This is a genomic window from Niallia nealsonii, assembly GCF_002835805.1.
Taxonomy (GTDB): Bacteria; Bacillota; Bacilli; order Bacillales; family Cytobacillaceae; genus Niallia; species Niallia nealsonii.
This window is the reverse complement of sequence record NZ_PISE01000047.1, coordinates 1-16,762: the sequence shown is the minus strand read 5'-3', so window position 1 is coordinate 16,762 and position 16,762 is coordinate 1. Positions and strand designations below refer to the sequence as shown.

14 protein-coding genes are annotated in these 16,762 nt (G+C 34.7%); 11 read left to right on the top strand and 3 right to left on the bottom strand.

Annotated elements, in window-relative coordinates:
* Positions 1-310: 310 nt before the first annotated feature.
* The 3 genes from CWS01_RS18965 to zupT all read left to right on the top strand — a co-directional run bounded on the left by CWS01_RS18965 (position 311) and on the right by zupT (position 3,897).
* Positions 311-2,341 (top strand): Na+/H+ antiporter, encoded by a 2,031-nt coding sequence (locus CWS01_RS18965; protein WP_101178778.1) that lies wholly within the window; start codon positions 311-313, stop codon positions 2,339-2,341.
* Positions 2,342-2,512: 171 nt separating this feature from the next.
* Positions 2,513-2,725 carry a hypothetical protein gene (locus tag CWS01_RS18960; RefSeq protein WP_101178777.1) on the top strand — a complete coding sequence of 71 codons (213 nt, stop codon included), beginning with the start codon at positions 2,513-2,515 and terminating at the stop codon, positions 2,723-2,725.
* Between the two features lie 359 nt (positions 2,726-3,084).
* Complete coding sequence (zupT, locus tag CWS01_RS18955) at positions 3,085-3,897, top strand: zinc transporter ZupT (RefSeq protein ID WP_101178776.1); 813 nt, start codon at positions 3,085-3,087, stop codon at positions 3,895-3,897.
* 261 nt (positions 3,898-4,158) lie between these two features.
* Here the strand turns inward: zupT and CWS01_RS18950 are convergent, their stop codons facing one another.
* Positions 4,159-5,625, bottom strand: coding sequence for an MFS transporter (locus CWS01_RS18950; protein ID WP_235852115.1), 1,467 nt, complete (start codon positions 5,623-5,625; stop codon positions 4,159-4,161).
* Between the two features lie 141 nt (positions 5,626-5,766).
* Here CWS01_RS18950 and CWS01_RS18945 point away from each other — a divergent pair, with 141 nt between their 5' ends.
* The 6 genes from CWS01_RS18945 to CWS01_RS18920 all read left to right on the top strand — a co-directional run bounded on the left by CWS01_RS18945 (position 5,767) and on the right by CWS01_RS18920 (position 10,462).
* A complete protein-coding gene (locus tag CWS01_RS18945) occupies positions 5,767-6,180 on the top strand; it encodes a MarR family winged helix-turn-helix transcriptional regulator (RefSeq protein ID WP_101178775.1) in 414 nt (137 codons plus the stop codon).
* A 306-nt stretch (positions 6,181-6,486) separates the two neighbouring features.
* Positions 6,487-6,693 carry a DUF1657 domain-containing protein gene (locus CWS01_RS18940; RefSeq protein ID WP_101178774.1) on the top strand — a complete coding sequence of 69 codons (207 nt, stop codon included), beginning with the start codon at positions 6,487-6,489 and terminating at the stop codon, positions 6,691-6,693.
* Between the two features lie 63 nt (positions 6,694-6,756).
* Entirely contained in the window at positions 6,757-6,963 is a 207-nt protein-coding gene (locus tag CWS01_RS18935; RefSeq protein WP_101178773.1) for a DUF1657 domain-containing protein, read from the top strand.
* Between the two features lie 12 nt (positions 6,964-6,975).
* On the top strand, positions 6,976-7,836 hold the full coding sequence (locus CWS01_RS18930) for a DUF421 domain-containing protein (RefSeq protein WP_101178772.1): 861 nt from the start codon (positions 6,976-6,978) through the stop codon (positions 7,834-7,836).
* A 195-nt stretch (positions 7,837-8,031) separates the two neighbouring features.
* A complete protein-coding gene (rpiA, locus tag CWS01_RS18925; RefSeq protein ID WP_101178771.1) occupies positions 8,032-8,697 on the top strand; it encodes a ribose-5-phosphate isomerase RpiA in 666 nt (221 codons plus the stop codon).
* Between the two features lie 574 nt (positions 8,698-9,271).
* Positions 9,272-10,462 carry an NAD(P)-dependent malic enzyme gene (locus CWS01_RS18920; RefSeq protein WP_101178770.1) on the top strand — a complete coding sequence of 397 codons (1,191 nt, stop codon included), beginning with the start codon at positions 9,272-9,274 and terminating at the stop codon, positions 10,460-10,462.
* 171 nt (positions 10,463-10,633) lie between these two features.
* Here the strand turns inward: CWS01_RS18920 and CWS01_RS18915 are convergent, their stop codons facing one another.
* Together CWS01_RS18915 and CWS01_RS18910 are read right to left on the bottom strand one after the other, a co-directional pair.
* Entirely contained in the window at positions 10,634-11,950 is a 1,317-nt protein-coding gene (locus tag CWS01_RS18915; protein ID WP_268877087.1) for a nucleobase:cation symporter-2 family protein, read from the bottom strand.
* Between the two features lie 161 nt (positions 11,951-12,111).
* Entirely contained in the window at positions 12,112-13,734 is a 1,623-nt protein-coding gene (locus tag CWS01_RS18910) for a PucR family transcriptional regulator (RefSeq protein WP_101178768.1), read from the bottom strand.
* Between the two features lie 248 nt (positions 13,735-13,982).
* Between CWS01_RS18910 and allC the strand changes: the two genes are divergently transcribed.
* Both allC and CWS01_RS18900 read left to right on the top strand, forming a co-directional pair.
* Positions 13,983-15,218, top strand: a complete 1,236-nt coding sequence (gene allC, locus CWS01_RS18905) for an allantoate deiminase (RefSeq protein ID WP_101178767.1) — start codon at positions 13,983-13,985, stop codon at positions 15,216-15,218.
* A gap of 19 nt (positions 15,219-15,237) precedes the next feature.
* Positions 15,238-16,470 carry a pyridoxal-phosphate-dependent aminotransferase family protein gene (locus tag CWS01_RS18900; protein ID WP_101178766.1) on the top strand — a complete coding sequence of 411 codons (1,233 nt, stop codon included), beginning with the start codon at positions 15,238-15,240 and terminating at the stop codon, positions 16,468-16,470.
* Positions 16,471-16,762 lie beyond the last annotated feature (292 nt).

The following is a 16,762-nucleotide window of genomic DNA, read 5'->3' as shown; positions in this document are numbered from 1 at the left end:
CAAAAGCTATTTGAGCTGTTAGGAAACGATAGGGATGAAGTCTTTTTTTGGGATACCAAAAAGAACGTTTGATCTATTTTTTAATTAGTGGAAAAGGTAGGTGATGACAAGAAAAAAGGAAGAAACATTCATATATCTCTCTTATTCCTTTCCTTCCTTGAAGATAGGGTCTTCTCGCCTATTCAAGATAAAAAAGAGGTTATATGATGGGAGTCTATAAGGAGTAAAATCACAAGAGAAAAAGTGTATAAATAGGATCCTTCTTTTGTGTAGAGAATAAAAGAAAATTTAGTTTTTTAAGGAGAAGTTTATGGATTTGCTAATGACTATTATATTGCTGTTATCTTGTTTATTAATTTCAAATATTACTAGTCACTATATACCGTTTATTCCTACGGCATTAATTCAAATAGCATTTGGTGTTATCATTGCTTTAGCATTTAATGATTTTTCTTTAGAGATTGAAACAGAATGGTTTTTGCTGCTGTTTATCGCACCCCTTTTATACAATGATGGAAGATATTTTCCTCGAGATGAATTATGGAAGATGAAGGCACCTATTTTTGGCAACGCAATCGTTCTTGTTCTTTTAACGACTATTGGAGGAGGATATTTTATTCATTGGATGATAGCAGATATTCCTCTTGCTGCAGCTTTTGCTTTAGCGGCAATTCTTTCTCCAACAGATCCAGTAGCAGTAAATGGCATTGCAAAGCGTATACATATTCCAGAGAAAGTGCTGAATTTGGTTAGAGGAGAATCATTGATTAATGATGCTTCCGGTTTAGTTGCGTTTAATTATGCAGTTGCAGCCGTAGTAACGGGAGTCTTTTCTTTGCAGAAGGCAACATTTGATTTTATGTATATGTTTATTGCTGGAGCTGTTTTAGGTGTATTACTTAGTCTTATTATAATATGGATCCGTTTTACATTGCGCAGGCAAGGAATTAATGATGTAACATTTCATTCATTGCTGCAAATTATTGCTCCCTTTATTATTTTTATTGTAACAGAAGAAATGCTGCATGCTTCAGGCGTTATTGCAGTAGTAGTGGGCGGCATTATTCATACTATTGTAAGGGAAAAAACTGAAATTATTATGGCAGAGGAGCAAGTGCTCACGGAAAATATTTGGAGCATTATTTTATTTATTTTAAATGGAATAGTCTTTTTATTATTAGGTTTAAATATTCCTTCTTCTATGGTTGAAACTGTGGCAAATCCGAATTTAGGTAATTGGTTAATTATTGGATATGTTGTGGCGATAGGCATTGTTATTTTAGGGATTCGTTTTATTTGGTCATATTTGTTTGCTTATTATGAATATCGATCCCTTCAAGTAAAAAAAACAGAAAAACCTACTATAAAAACAGCCTTGTTAATAAGTTTAACAGGTGTTCGTGGGGCAGTTACAATGGCAGGGATACTCTCCATTCCCTATTATTTGGAGAGTGGGGATCTGTTTCCTGAACGCTCGTTACTGCTTTTTTTAGCGGCAGGAGTTATTTTATTTACTTTATTGGCTGCTACCTTTATTCTGCCATTAGTAAGCGGAGGAGAAGTAGTAGAAGAAGGAAAGGAAACGGGAATAAATTTGCCGGAAGCGAAAAAGGTGCTTTTATTATCTGCAGTAGCAGCATTAAAGCAAGAATTAAATGAGGAAAATAAAACAGCTGTATATCAGTTAATTGGAGAATATAAATTTAGAATACAGCAAATTCAGCAAGGGCTGAATCAAGAAGAGTCAAATGAGAGATTACAAAAAAACAAGGTAGAACTTGGCTTAATGGCATTGAAGATGGAAAGAAAATATATTCAGGAAATGTTTGGAAATGAGAAGCTAGATAGTGGGTTATATGCAAAATTAGAGAAGTCATTGAATTACAGAGAGGAAGTGCTTTCTAATAATTTGAAATCGGCAACAAAATATTTTATTGGAATACTGACTAGAGGTTGTAAACATTTAGTAGGAAGACTTCGCAAAGATTATGATAGACAAAAGTCTCATTTAGCAATTGGCCGTGGTATTCAATTAAAAGCGATGAAATATGCTCTTAAAAATCTTGAGGCATATGCAAAAGAGCAAAAAGAAAAAGAAGCTTTCGCCGCAGTGATTCTTGATTACAAAAGAATGATTAATCGAATGAAACTGCCAACTATCAAAAATAATGAACGAGTGGAAGAACAAAAAGAAGAACTTCGCATAAAAGTGCTTGATAAAGAGCGGTCAGAAATTCGCAGAATGTATGAAATAGGAGATATTAATAAAGATCAAGTAAAAGAATTAAGAAGATTTATCAATTATATGGAGAGTGTTACCTTGTTTGAACATGTAGAGTAGTGATTATTTTGAAGTGGGTGCCTAAAATGTAGTGACTATATCTTAGGACACTCTTTCTCTTTTTATTTATAAAAAGGAATGGTATTTTATGTTGTTAAAAAATTTATAGCAGAAAAATCATAAGACAACCTATTTCATACATAGCATAGAAAAATAATAAGGAGGGTACAAATGGATACAATAAAGGAGAATAAGAGTAGTGTTGTAGTGTTTATTCCATTTACAGCAGTTAAGCGTTTTTTTATTTTAGATTTGACAATAGGAACAGTCGTTTTTTATGGATGCAAAGCAGTTTATGATCATGTGCTCATAGATAGTGTTAGCACAATGGCAGTTACAGAGGCGATAAAGAAAATCCAAAAGTATTTGGCTGAATTTAAATAGAGTGATTATAGAATGACTCTCCTCGCATACTTTCTTCATTATTTCATCCCTCCTTTTGTGTATTAACTCTTAGTTCAACATATTTTATTCGATTGCGGCATTGGTGAAACGAACACCTTTATATAATAGTGCATAAATATAATTTGACGTATTTTTGTCAGGTGTATAAAATGTTTCCTATAGGAAACATTTTTATGTAAAGTAAAAAAAGACTAATGAATGATAAGGCTATGTTAAGGGAACTGGCGATATTGACGGATTTGAATGGAAAATATATTTTAAATAAATAGTTTCACTCCTGTTTTGTCAAAGCATTCTTAAACATAGTTAAGAATAAAGATATATAAAGGGGGGTAAGGATGCCAGATAATTTATTATTAGCATTTGGTTTAACATTATTAGCAGGACTTGCAACAGGTATTGGGAGTGTACTCGCTTTTTTTACCTCTACTACTAATACTAAATTTTTATCTTGGATGCTTGGCTTTTCAGCAGGTGTGATGATTTATGTTTCTATGATTGAGATTTTTTTTAAAGCCAAGGTTGCACTTGTTGATTCTTTAGGAGATCATTTAGGAAATTGGTTAACAGTAGGCGGTTTTTTTGCCGGTATATTACTTATCGGTCTTATTGACAAATTTGTACCAGAACAAAACAATCCACATGAGTTAAAAAAAGTGGAAGAAATGAATGCAGTAGATCTGGAGAAAAAAAGGGATCATGCATTATTAAAAATGGGGACATTTACTGCGTTAGCTATAGCTATTCATAATTTCCCAGAAGGTATTGCAACATTCACCGCTGCGCTGCAAGATCCAGGGCTTGGCGTCGCAATTACTGTTGCGATAGCTATTCATAATATTCCAGAAGGTATTGCAGTAGCGGTTCCCATTTATTTTGCAACAGGAGATAAGAAAAAAGCTTTTAAACTTTCCTTTTTATCTGGTTTAGCAGAGCCAGTAGGAGCACTCGTTGCTTTTTTACTATTAATGCCATTTTTAAATGATATTATGTTCGGCCTGATATTTGCAGCGGTTGCGGGAATCATGGTTTTTATCTCTTTAGATGAACTTTTGCCAGCAGCGAAAAAATATGATGAAGGCCATCTTTCGATTTATGGATTAGTTGCCGGGATGGCTGTAATGGCAATCAGTTTACTATTATTTATTTAGGATGCGCTGTATTCATTCATGTAAAATAATTGGCCAATAAAAAAGAAACAATTAAGTATGTCGCTTAATTGTTCTTTTTTATTGGCTCTTTTCTGAAATATTGTTGTTTTTCGGATAGTTTCCATGAGTAAATCCATGTTTAAAAAAGGTTGATTGGAGTGAAAGGTGCGAGACCCCTTAGGCTCACGGAAAGCGAGCAATCAACCTACTTCTTTAAAAGCAACAAAGTTTACGAAAACAGCCTTATTTATTTAGCAGGGATTAGGAGGCCTTTTTTTGTTGTCGTTTTTCCATTTTTAATGAGGAAAACCATCGCCAACCTGTCAAAGAAGCGGCTAATAAACAAAGAATGCTCGATCCGATAAACACAACATGCATACCATCTAAAAAGATATCCGGTCTGTCTGAAATTAATGCTGTCACTCTATAGCCGGACTTTTCGCTCATAACGGAAAAAAGTGTGCTTGTTGCAAGGGATATACCCACAATCATTCCTAAATTTCGAACAAGGGAGTTGATGCTGCCTGCAATCCCTAGCTGCTGTTTGGGAACGGTAGACATAACCAATGAATTATTAGGAGACTGAAATAAACCAGAACTTGCCCCAGATAGAATAATTAATAATGCTACATTAATAAGCGAACTATTTTCATGGAGGAAAGTCAGCCCAATTTGTGCTGCCACTAATAATAGCAGCCCGAAAAATGTAATGATTTGCCCGCCGATTTTATCGGAAAGGCTGCCGCTTAATGGTGCGACAATTGCCATTGTGATTGGAAAAAGCATCAGCAAATATCCAGCTTGCAATGGAGATAAATGTAAAATGCTTTGTGTATAAAAGGGTGCTAATATATTAAAACAAAAATTTACGACAAATACTAAAAAGCCACAAAAAATACTAATAGAAAATAGCGAGTTTTTAAAAATGGCCAAATGAAGCATTGGACTAGCAGATTTTGTTTCAAAGATGATAAATATTATGAAAGAAATAATTCCAAAAATAAATGAAATAATAATCCACCTATTCGTATAGCCTATTTGCTGACCTAATAAGAGTGCTGCAAATAGTAAAAGGATAGAAAGAGCAAATAATAAACTGCCAGGTATGTCTATTTTGTTTTTTGCCATTATACGATCTGCGGGCAGCAAACGCCATGCGAGTGGAATAGCAATAACGCCTATAGGAATATTTATCCAAAAAATATATTCCCAACCTAGACTAGAAAGAATAATTCCCCCAAGACTTGGACCTGCTATGCTCCCTAAAGAAACGAAGGTGCCAATAATTCCTAATGCTTTCCCTCTTTCCTTTGGCGGGAAAATCTCTGTTACAATTCCTTGGCTATTGGCCATTGTCATCGAAGCACCGATAGCTTGAATAAAACGAGAGAAAAGCAGGAAAAATAAGGAATGACTTAAGCCACAAAAAAAAGAACCTATAATAAAGATAATAGCGCCATATTTAAATATGTTAATTTTTCCATATATGTCTCCAAGCTTGCCGAAAAATAGAATAGCCATACATATTGTCATTAAATAAATGCTGACAATCCATTGTGATTCGGATAAGGTAAGGCTTAAAGTTTGAGAAATCGTAGGCAAGGCTATATTCACAATACTTCCATCTAATGTAGACATAAATGTAAAGATGTTAAGAACAATTAGTATGAGCCAACGTTTATTATAAACAGCTTCATTATTAGCTGCTGCATTTTTTGCTGTAATCAAATTTTCACCTCATTTTAATAGTTGCGTACGCAACCTTTTCGTTTATATTGTAAAAGAATTTAGTTGCTCGTGCAACTAAATTTTTGTATGCTATTATATGCGAGAAAAATATGTACGAATAACATCAAAGAGGTGAAATAAATGAAGGATGTACCATTAGGAAGATTAGTTTCATTAATTCATCGCCAAAATCAGAAATTCCTTGCAAAAGAATTAAAACCATATAATCTTGGCAATGGTGGGCAATATGCTTTTTTTAAAAAAATTCTAGGACAGCCAGGCATAAATCAAGATGAACTGACTTCTGTATTAAAATTTGATAAAGCAACAACGGCAAGAGCAGTTAAACAATTAGTGGAAGCAGGCTATATTGAGAAAAAAATAGATAAACAAGATCGTCGTTCCAATAATTTATATCCAACAGCAAAAGCCATCGATATTTATCCTGCTATTCAAAGGGTACTGGAAAATTTGAATGAAGAAATTACAAAAAATTTTACAGAAGAAGAAGAAATGCAACTGATACGGTTATTACAAAAAGTTTATCCTGAATGAATCTAGCGTAAGTTTATCATTTAATGTTAATAAGGATAGATGGTTACTGATAAAGTAGATAAAACCTAAATGTAAATGATGATGATAGCAGTACGGTAGAGCATAGAAGTAAAAAATCATGTTTCTGATACAAAATATAGTGTGAATAAGTGGATAAAAACTATAAAAGAGATCCTTTTAGATTCTCTTTTTTTGGTGCGGCACTAAAGGATTGGAAAATTTATGCTATAGAGTAGGTGAATAAGAAAAAAAAAATTAGAGAACATAAAAGGGGCAATAAAAAATCTGTTTAGAGGATGTGTTCAAATGACTGTTATTAATAATGTAAAGCAAACAATTGCTGGATTAAAAAGTGCACAAGCGAGTTTAGAAACATTTGCTCTTGCAACAGATAATCAATCAGCAAAGCAGTTGTATCAAACTGCTGCACAACAAACACAGCAGGTTATTGATTCTCTAAACCCACGAGTTCAAGAAATTGAACAAGAAGAGCCGCAGTATTCTGGACAATAAAAATAGCGGGTATGGTTGGCAGATGTTGCCAATCATGCCATTTAAAGAAAGGTGAGCTTTTAGATGACTGTCGCATCTAATGTAAAACAGACATTAGCAAGCTTAAAAGGATTAGAATCACAATTATCGACATTTGCTTTAAATTCAATGGAGGAAGAAGCGCAAAAAAAATTCCATGAGGCAATGGTTTTAGTCGGTCAAATAAAAAATGATATTCAGCTGAGAGTTTATGCAATGGAAAGAGAAGAAAATGAATACAGTTCGTCATAAGGAGTTAATGATATGTTAACTGGCATGGAAGTTGTACTCCGAGCATTTTTATTTGTAATTATTTTATTTATCACTGCTAAACTATTAGGAAAAAAGCATATTTCTCAATTGTCATTGTTTGAATACATAGCAGGTATTACACTTGGAGATATTGCTGGTGAAGTAATCTTGAGTGGAGAAGCTAAAATATCACATGGCATACTTGGGATATTTGTATTTGGCATTGTTTCCTATTTCGCAGATGTGATTTCACTAAAAAGCAAAACCTTACGAAATATTATTGAAGGAACAGGCACTGTACTTGTAGAAAACGGAAAGCTGTTAGAAGAAAATCTAAAAAAAGAAAAATACACGATAGATGATTTTTCAAGTTTATTAAGGCAAAAGGATGTTTTTAGTTTATCAGAAGTAGAATATGCAGTTCTTGAGCCAAAGGGCATGTTGAGTGTTATGCTAAAAAAGGAAAATCGGCCGATAACGCCAAAAGATATGAAGATGAAAATGCCAAATGAAAAAGTGCCGCAAACTGTTATTATGGATGGAAATATACTATATGACTCTTTAAAAAAAGCTGGAAAAACGGCAGCATGGCTTAATGAAGAACTGACGAAAATTGGTGTGATATTAGATAATGTTTTTTTAGGCCAAGTAAATTCATATGGTGAACTGACTGTTGATATTTTTGATGATAAACTGAAAATTGCTTCTCCACAGGAGCGTCCATTGATGTTAGCCACTATCAAAAAAATACAGGCAGATTTAGAAATATATGCTTTGCAAACAGATAATAAAGAGGCGAAAGCAATGTATAATAAGAATGCGACAAAAATGCTAGAAGTACAAAACCTAGTAAAAATATATTTGGAAAACTAACTTTAATTTATAAAATTTGGTGCATATTTCGATATGTGCCAAATTTATTTTTTCTTACAATTAAGCCAAAATAATCATTTGGAAAATGTAAGTGTTCTCAATAGAATTTTTCTCGTAAATGTATTACTATAACGGTAAGAACGATAGCAGCTCAATAAAGTAGAAGAAAAATATCTCAGGCGAGGAGGGAGTTTCTTGAATGAGAAAGCAGCAGTAGGAGAACGAGCTGCAGAGGAATATATTAAGGATGGAATGGTTGTAGGCTTAGGTACAGGTTCAACGGTTTATTACACAATTGTTAAGATTGCAGACATGATAAAAAATGGCCTAACTATTTCTGGTGTGGCAACTTCTGTTCAAACAGAAAATTTAGCGAAAAGCTTAGGCATTCCACTGCTAGATCTTAATACGGTGCAAAAGATAGATATAGCAATTGACGGTGCAGATGAAATTGATCCTCAGTTCTGTGCTATTAAAGGTGGTGGAGGAGCTCTTTTGCGCGAAAAGCTTATCGCAAAACATGCAGAAAAATTTATTGTTGTTGTGGATTCTCATAAGATTGTCCAGCAATTGGGAGGTTTTCCTCTGCCTGTTGAGGTCGTTCCTTTTGGTGCCAAACTAACGGAAAAAGCTATTCAAAAATTCGGCTGCAAAACAGTATTTCGGGAAAAAGAAGGAAAAGCTTTTGTGACAGATAACGGGAATTATATTATTGATTGTTATTTTTCTCGAATGGAAAAGCCTAAAGAATTAGCGATGGCGCTTAATGGTATTCCTGGGGTAGTGGAAAATGGTTTGTTTATTAATATGGTTCATCATGTTATTACAGTTGATAAGAAGGATAAAGTTATTGTTTTATAGAATAAGTTAAAAAGCTTACAGAGAATTGGAAGCAATAACTGCATAAAACGGCGGATGGATTCAAAAATTGGTTTATTATGAAATCCCTTCTATCAACAGAGTCATTTAATAATAGATAAAAATAAATTAATTAGTGCAAACGCAGATCTTAGAAAGAAGTTGACATGATTCCTTTAAATGGATTTATGAATAAACGCTTTCTTTTTTTTCATAATGCATTTTTCTTTTTGGCTGTTTTCGTAAACTTTATTGCTTTTAAAGAAGTAGGTTGATTCCGTTCCAGGAGTCTCGTACCTTTCACTCCAATCCACCTGTTTTAACCATGGATTTACTCCTAGAAACTATCCGAAAAACAACAATTTTTTAGAAAACAGCCTTCTTTTTTAACGTTTCATTTTCTTACACTTAGTTAATAGCATCATAGAGAGAAAAATGAAAAAGGCTAGATGGCCGATAAAAGCTTTAGTGGTCAGTGGAGAGGAAGAAAAAACTTGCTGATTAACGTTTCATTTTATAATCATTATGAAGCATGATGATGGAAGAAGGATAATGTGCGGAAAAAGGAGAGAAATAAATGACGTTAAAAAAAGAAGCACTTCATATGCATCAAGAGAAACAAGGGAAATTAGAAATACAGGCAAAAGTAGAGGTGAAAAATGCCTATGATTTAAGTTTGGCGTATTCACCAGGAGTGGCAGAACCTTGTAAAGCAATTTATGAAAATCCAGAAACTGTTTATGAATATACAATGAAAGGAAATATGGTTGGAGTTGTTACAAACGGTACAGCTGTTCTTGGTTTAGGCAATATTGGAGCTGCTGCATCATTGCCTGTGATGGAAGGAAAAGCCATCCTATTTAAAAGCTTTGCGGGAGTAGATGCATTTCCCATTGCGCTTGATACAACAGATGTAGAGAAAGTTATTGAAACAGTTAAATTATTATCTCCAACATTTGGAGGCATTAACTTAGAAGATATTGCGGCACCACATTGTTTTGAAATTGAAGAAAGATTAAAAGCGGAGTTGGATATACCTGTTTTTCACGATGATCAGCATGGAACGGCAATTGTTACATTAGCTGGGCTAGCAAATGCTTTAAAAATAGTCAAAAAAGAAATGAAGGACTTAAAAATTGTTTTAAATGGCGCTGGAGCAGCAGGAATTGCGATTACAAAGCTATTATACTCATATGGTGTAACAAATATGATTATGTGTGATACAAAGGGAGCTATTTATGACGGAAGACCTGAAGGAATGAATAAAGTGAAAGCAGGCGTAGCTGCATACACAAATATTCAGAAAGAAAAAGGTTCTTTAAGTGAGGTTATTAAAAATGCGGATGTATTTATCGGAGTTTCAGTTGCAGGGGCATTAACTGGCAAGATGGTTGCTTCTATGAATAAAGATGCTATTATATTTGCAATGGCAAATCCTGTGCCTGAAATAGATCCGAAAGATGCAAAAGCGGCAGGAGCGAGAATAGTAGGAACAGGCCGTTCTGATTATCCTAACCAAGTAAATAATGTTTTGGCATTCCCTGGAATTTTCCGTGGTGCATTAGATGTGCGTGCTAAAAATATTAATGAAGAAATGAAAAAAGCAGCGGTAGAAGCTATTGCTAATTTAATAATCGATGCAGAATTGCATGAGGATTATGTTATTCCAAGTCCATTTGATTTGCGTGTTGCTCCTGCAGTAGCAAAAGCAGTGGCAAAAGCAGCTGTTCAAACAAATGTTGCGCGAATCAAAGTGGAGCAGAAATAGTAAAGAAACAAAGGTGGGAGCCAGATAGAATGCATTTTCCTTAACTTATTATAAGGAGCTATCCAAGAAGTTGATTTTTCGGCTATTGGAGGCTCTTTTTTAGATTTAAGCCGATATTCGCCCATTATGGAATAAAAGGGAGGTGCCTTGGTTTCAGGCATCTCCCTGTTTTTAATGTGCTTCTGCTAATGTGTCAGCTTTTGCAGTCTTTTCATTTTTTGTCTTCATATTAAACAACAAGTTAAGAAGGATGGCACATAAGCTTCCAGTAATAATGCCGTCACTTACGATAATGCGAAGAGCAGATGGCAATTGGGCAAATAAATCAGGCACAGCAGTTGCACCTAAGCCAATGGAAATTGAACATGCCATAATAAGCAAGTTAGATTGTTTTGTAAAGTCAACGGTACTGAGCATTCTAATGCCAGAAGAAACAACCATACCAAACATAACCACTGTTGCTCCTCCGAGTACTGGTGTAGGGACGATTGTTGCAAAAGCAGCGACTTTTGGAATAAGCCCTAAGAAAACCAGGATTCCACCAGCAGCAATAACTACATTTGTTGTTTTTACCTTCGAAAGCTGTACAAGTCCAACATTTTGTGCAAATGTATTATATGGAAAAGCATTAAATATTCCCCCAAGTGTAATCGCCAAACCTTCAGCGCGGTATCCTCTTGTTAAATCTTGTTCGCTTAATGGCTGATCACATATTTTGCCTAGTGCAAAAAATACACCAGTAGATTCAATGATAATGACAAGCCCAACAATCAACATCGTAAGAATAGGTCCAATTTCAAATGTAGGGACTCCAAAATAAAAGATTTGAGGCAAATGAAACCAGCTTGCATCTGCTACAGACGAGAAATTTACTTTGCCAGTCATTGCTGCTACAAAGGTACCTGCAATGATACCGATTAAAACAGATAAAGATTGTAGCATTCCTTTTGAAAAACGATTAAGGATTAAAATGAACAAAAGAACCCCAAAAGAAAGCGCTAGATTTTCTACTGAACCAAAATCTTCGCTTGCAGCACCGCCGCCCATGTTTTTTATTCCTGTTGGAATTAAAGATAAGCCAATAATGGTAACCACCGTTCCCATTACAACAGGTGGAAAAAGCTTTGTGATTTTACTGAAAAATGGAGCGCAAATAACGATAAATAAACCAGTGACAATAATGGCGCCATATATCGCTGTAACACCGTATGTAGTACCGATAGAAATCATTGGAGTTACAGCAACAAAAGAACTGCCAAGCACGACAGGAAGTCCGATTCCTAAATATTTGTTTTTCCAGGCTTGCAGCAATGTTGCTAATCCGCATGTTAATAAATCAATTGCCACGAGATAGGCTAGCTGCTCTGTTGTTAGGTTTAAAGCCCTCCCAACTAATAACGGAACTAAAATAGCTCCTGCATACATAGCTAGAACATGCTGCAGTCCTAAAGAAAATATTTTTAAACGCCCATTTTTATTATTGCTCACCATAATCTCTCCTTTTATTTAAACGGTGTTAATTTTTATAACAAATAAAGTTATCTTAATTAACATAATAAATAGAGGTTAGGGAGAAGTCATTGGTTAATGTAAACAAAATATTTCGACAATATCGTATACATTTGCTATATTGCCGAAATATTTAATGATTATTGTGTTTGTAAAATGGTTTTAATTCGAAATGCTAATCGTAAATGAAACGTTGTATCAGCATCTTTTAAACTTCTTCCTAGTATTTCTTCACATTTTTCTAAACGATAGATGACCGTATTGCGGTGAACGAATAATCGTTTTGCTGTTTCAGAGATTTGGCAATGTGTTTCTAAGTATACCGATAGCGTATTTAACAAAATTTGTTCTTCCTCTAACTGATGATTGACAGTGAATCCTTGGAAGATATGATCATAAAATTCCTGAAGATCTTTTGTTGGAACGATACGCAAAATTTCTGAAACATCTTTTGGTCGATGCACTTGGATAAACTGTTGATTGCCAGAAAGCTGTCCGGTATGAATGGCGCTTACTGCTTCAATATAAGTTTTTGGAATATTTATTAAATGATGACTGATGTTGCTGATGCCAAATGAAATTGTCTTTTTGAAAATATTAGAAACGTATGTTTGTATATCCTTTAAATATGGAATAATAGCGGAATCTATCTCATGACTTGTTTCCTCCACTTCTACTAGAAGAATGCACATATCTCCTTTTATAAATAGATGGACGAGGAATGGTGCCTTATTAATCTCCGTTTCTAGAAATTCATAAATATACTCTGTCTCTAGCTGATATTGTGTAAAGCTTTTTTGTTTACCTTCTTGGTCGATTTTTCCTAGCACTGTAATAAATGGTTGTTCACTTTTTAAGTGGAATTCCTTTGCCCTATTTTCAATTTCTTCTTTTGATGTAAATGTGCTATCAACAAGATTAATAAAAAACTCATTTCGGGCACGTTTGGCATATTGTTTAACCGTATATTCTCGCATTAATTCAAAAGAAAGAACATTTGTTGCTTGTTCAATAATTAACAGTAGACTTTGATCATGGATTGGAATATGTCCAAGTATGACTAAATAAGCGGGTTTTCCTATATGGGTAGGAATAGGAAAAATGCAAACGGTCTCTTCTGTATGGCGAATGGTGAAACATGTATGGCTTTTCTTTCCTAATAGTAGCTGAAAACCTTGAGAATGCAGTAGTGAAATTTGATTTTCAATAGGGTATTTTGATTGAGAGGACAAATGAATATGAAAATGCTGATCAAATAACAATACTTTTTGACCAATCATGGCTGATAGATCATCAATCAGTTTTTTTATCCCTTTCCCTTTTAAAACATCCTGTGTGAATTTTCGGTGGATTTCAAAAGCTGTTGTCAGCTCTGTTGTGCGTTGATCCAAAATATATTGCAAGGATGCATTTACTATTTCCCCTAAAGAAATCTCTAATGGTATTTCTAATATAGGAAAACCATACTCATTGGCATACTCAATCGCTTCTTTTGGTATGTCATTTAAAAATCGTTTAGTTTTAATGCCTAAAGCTGTGCATTTTTGTTTATGCATAGTTTGTACAAGTTCGGTAATGCTTGCAGGATCGTCCTTTAAATGATAAGCGGTAGTTACAAGAAAATCATTTTCATGAAGATAATGCAAAATATCCGGCGCATCCATCATCGTAATATTTTTTATCTGTTTGTTTAAGCCGGATTTTCCTGCTAGTACATGAAAGTTTTGGAATAAAGGTTTTTTTAAAATATCGATTAATTTCATTTAGTCCTCCAATTTGTGTTAAAAAAAGTTACATATAAAATAGTTGATATTTGTCATTATAATCTATTAGTTAGTTAATGTGCACAAAAAAATGTGACAATTCTAACATTTTTTCCAATGTATTGGATCTGTATCCTTATTAAAATGAAAAATAAATGTTATAAAACATAACAAAAAACGAATTTAAAACTGGGGATTTTAAAAATAAAGGCGGTTTGGTTTAGATATCTAGCGAGAGGAAGGTTAGCATGCAAACAACGATTAATATGGAAACCGTTAAGGTGGAAAAATGGCTGAACTGGTTAAGTTGCTTTGGGGCAACAAAAAATGATGGAGTAACAAGATTATTATACGATGATTCCTGGAAAACAGCGCAATTGGCTCTAAAGGAAAAAATGGTTGATGTTGGATTACAAGCGAGCTTTGATAGTATTGGGAATTTATTTGGAAGATTAGAAGGAACAGAGATAAAAGAAAAAACGATTCTTACTGGTTCCCATATTGATACAGTTGTTGATGGAGGAAAATATGACGGGGCATATGGCGTTATTGCTAGTCTGCTTGCAGTCAAATATCTATATGAACACTATGGTTTCCCGAAAAAAACAATTGAAGTAGTTTCTTTATGTGAAGAGGAAGGCAGTCGTTTTCCATTGGCTTTTTGGGGTTCTGGATCTATTACAGGAAAATATAAGCTAGAAGATAGCAAAGAGCTAAAAGATGCTAGTTCCATTCCTTTTCATACGGCCATGGAGCTTGCGGGATTTCCTCCTTCTAATCAATCAGCAGCTCGTGATGATATTGATAGTTTTATTGAGGTTCATATTGAGCAAGGAGCGGTTTTAGAAAAAGAAAAACAATCAGTAGGAATTGTGACACATATTGTTGGACAGCGCAGATTTAATATAAAAATTATTGGCGAAAGCAATCATGCAGGCACCACGCCAATGAGTTACCGCAAAGACAGTATGCATATAGCATCGGAATTCATAGCATATGCAATGAATAAGGTGAAAGAAATAGAGGAGAGTTTAGTAGCAACAGTTGGAAAATTGACAGTTTCACCAAATGTCCCTAATGTTATACCAAATGAAGTAGTGTTTACATTAGATGTCCGCCATCATCAAGAGGATATATTAGATCAGTATTGTGCAAAGATTTTTTCTTATTTTGAAAGTATCTGCCTAGAAAAAGGCGCAGGATTGGATATTTCTCAATGGGTAAATGTAAAGCCAGTAAAAATGGATGAAAATCTTATCGATACTGCGGATTATGTTTTACAAGGCTTGTCTTTGCCTTATAAAAAAATGATTAGTGGAGCAGGACATGACAGTCAAATGTTCGGAACATTTTGCCCAACTGCATTGTTATTTGTTCCAAGTCAAAAGGGAATTAGTCATTCACCGCTAGAATTTACAAAAATAGAAGATTTAAAAAATGGAGTTATTGTTTTAATTAAATTGCTGCATAAATTAGCCTATTAAATAGAAGGGATGAAAATAAATGAGCTATCGAGAAATTAATGCACCATTAAGAACCATTATGACACCAGGACCAGTGGAAGTGGATCCAAGAGTATTAAGAGCAATGAGCACACCAATTCTTGGACAGTTTGACCCTGCTTTTACTTCTATTATGAATACAGTAATGAGCATGATTCGTGAAGTATTTCAAACAAAAAATCAATGGGCATTTCCAATTGATGGTACATCTAGATCAGGATTAGAAGCAGTACTTGGCAGTGTGATTGAGCCAGGAGATAAAGTGCTTATTCCTATTTATGGGAGATTTGGACATCTACTGACAGAGATCGCAGAAAGACACGGAGCAGAGCTTCATTTATTGCATTGTGAATGGGGAGAAGTATTTGACCCTGAAGTGGTTATCAATGAAATGAAAAAAGTAAATCCAAAAGTAGTCGCAATAGTGCATGGAGAAACATCAACAGGATGTATGCAGCCTTTAGAGGAAATTGGAAAAGCGTGCAGGGAGCAAGATGTGCTTTTCATTGTAGACGCTGTTGCAACTATTGGCGGTGCAGATGTGCAAACAGATAATTGGTATATTGATGCGGCTATCGGCGGAAACCAAAAATGTATTTCTGTTCCTTCTGGAAATTCGCCAATTACGTATAATGAGCGAATTGAAAAAATCCTTCTTGATCGTAAAAAAGTAGAAAGAGGGATTGCAACAGATAAAGAGCTAGCGGAAAAATCTTATCATCATCCAATTAAAAGCAATTATTTAGATTTAAGCCAATTGCAGGATTATTGGAGTCCAAGAAGATTAAATCATCATACAGAGGCAACTTCTATGCTGTATGCATTGCATGAAGGCTTAAGGATTTTGCTTGAAGAAGGGTTAGAAAATCGTTTTGCTCGCCATAAATTCCATGAGAAAGCATTAATTGCAGGCATAGAAGGAATGGGCTTAGAGCTGTTTGGTGACAGCCGCTGGAAATTGCCGACAGTTACTTGCGTAAAAGTTCCAGAAGGTGTCGATGCAGAATCAGTCCGTGCAATGATGCTAAATCAATTTGGTGTAGAAATTGCCAGCAGTTTTGGGCCATTACACGGGAAAATCTGGAGAATAGGAACAATGGGATATAGCTGCCGCAAAGAAAACGTCCTATTTGCTTTATCAGCTTTAGAAGCTAGCTTGATTAGACATGGAGTGAAAGTGCAAACAGGTGCGGGAGTGCAGGCTTCATTAGATATTTATACAAATGGCCAATAAAGCCATTGCCGATTTAATTTATCACGCATTAACGGGCAGTAAAGCCCCCACCTCAAGATCATAAGAGAAAACAAGAAATGGAGGTGGGGGATAACTGCCCGTAAACGCCTGATTAGTTCAACTAACAATCAGTGGGGGATGAAGAAAATCCCCCACTGATTGATGTTTCCTTTTCTCCTGTAAAGCCTGATTGTTAGTTGCGCTTTATTTTTTTCTAAGGCTGTTTTCTAAAAGATTGTGGTTTTTCGAATAGTTTGCATGAGTAAATCTATGGTTAAAACAGGTTGATTGG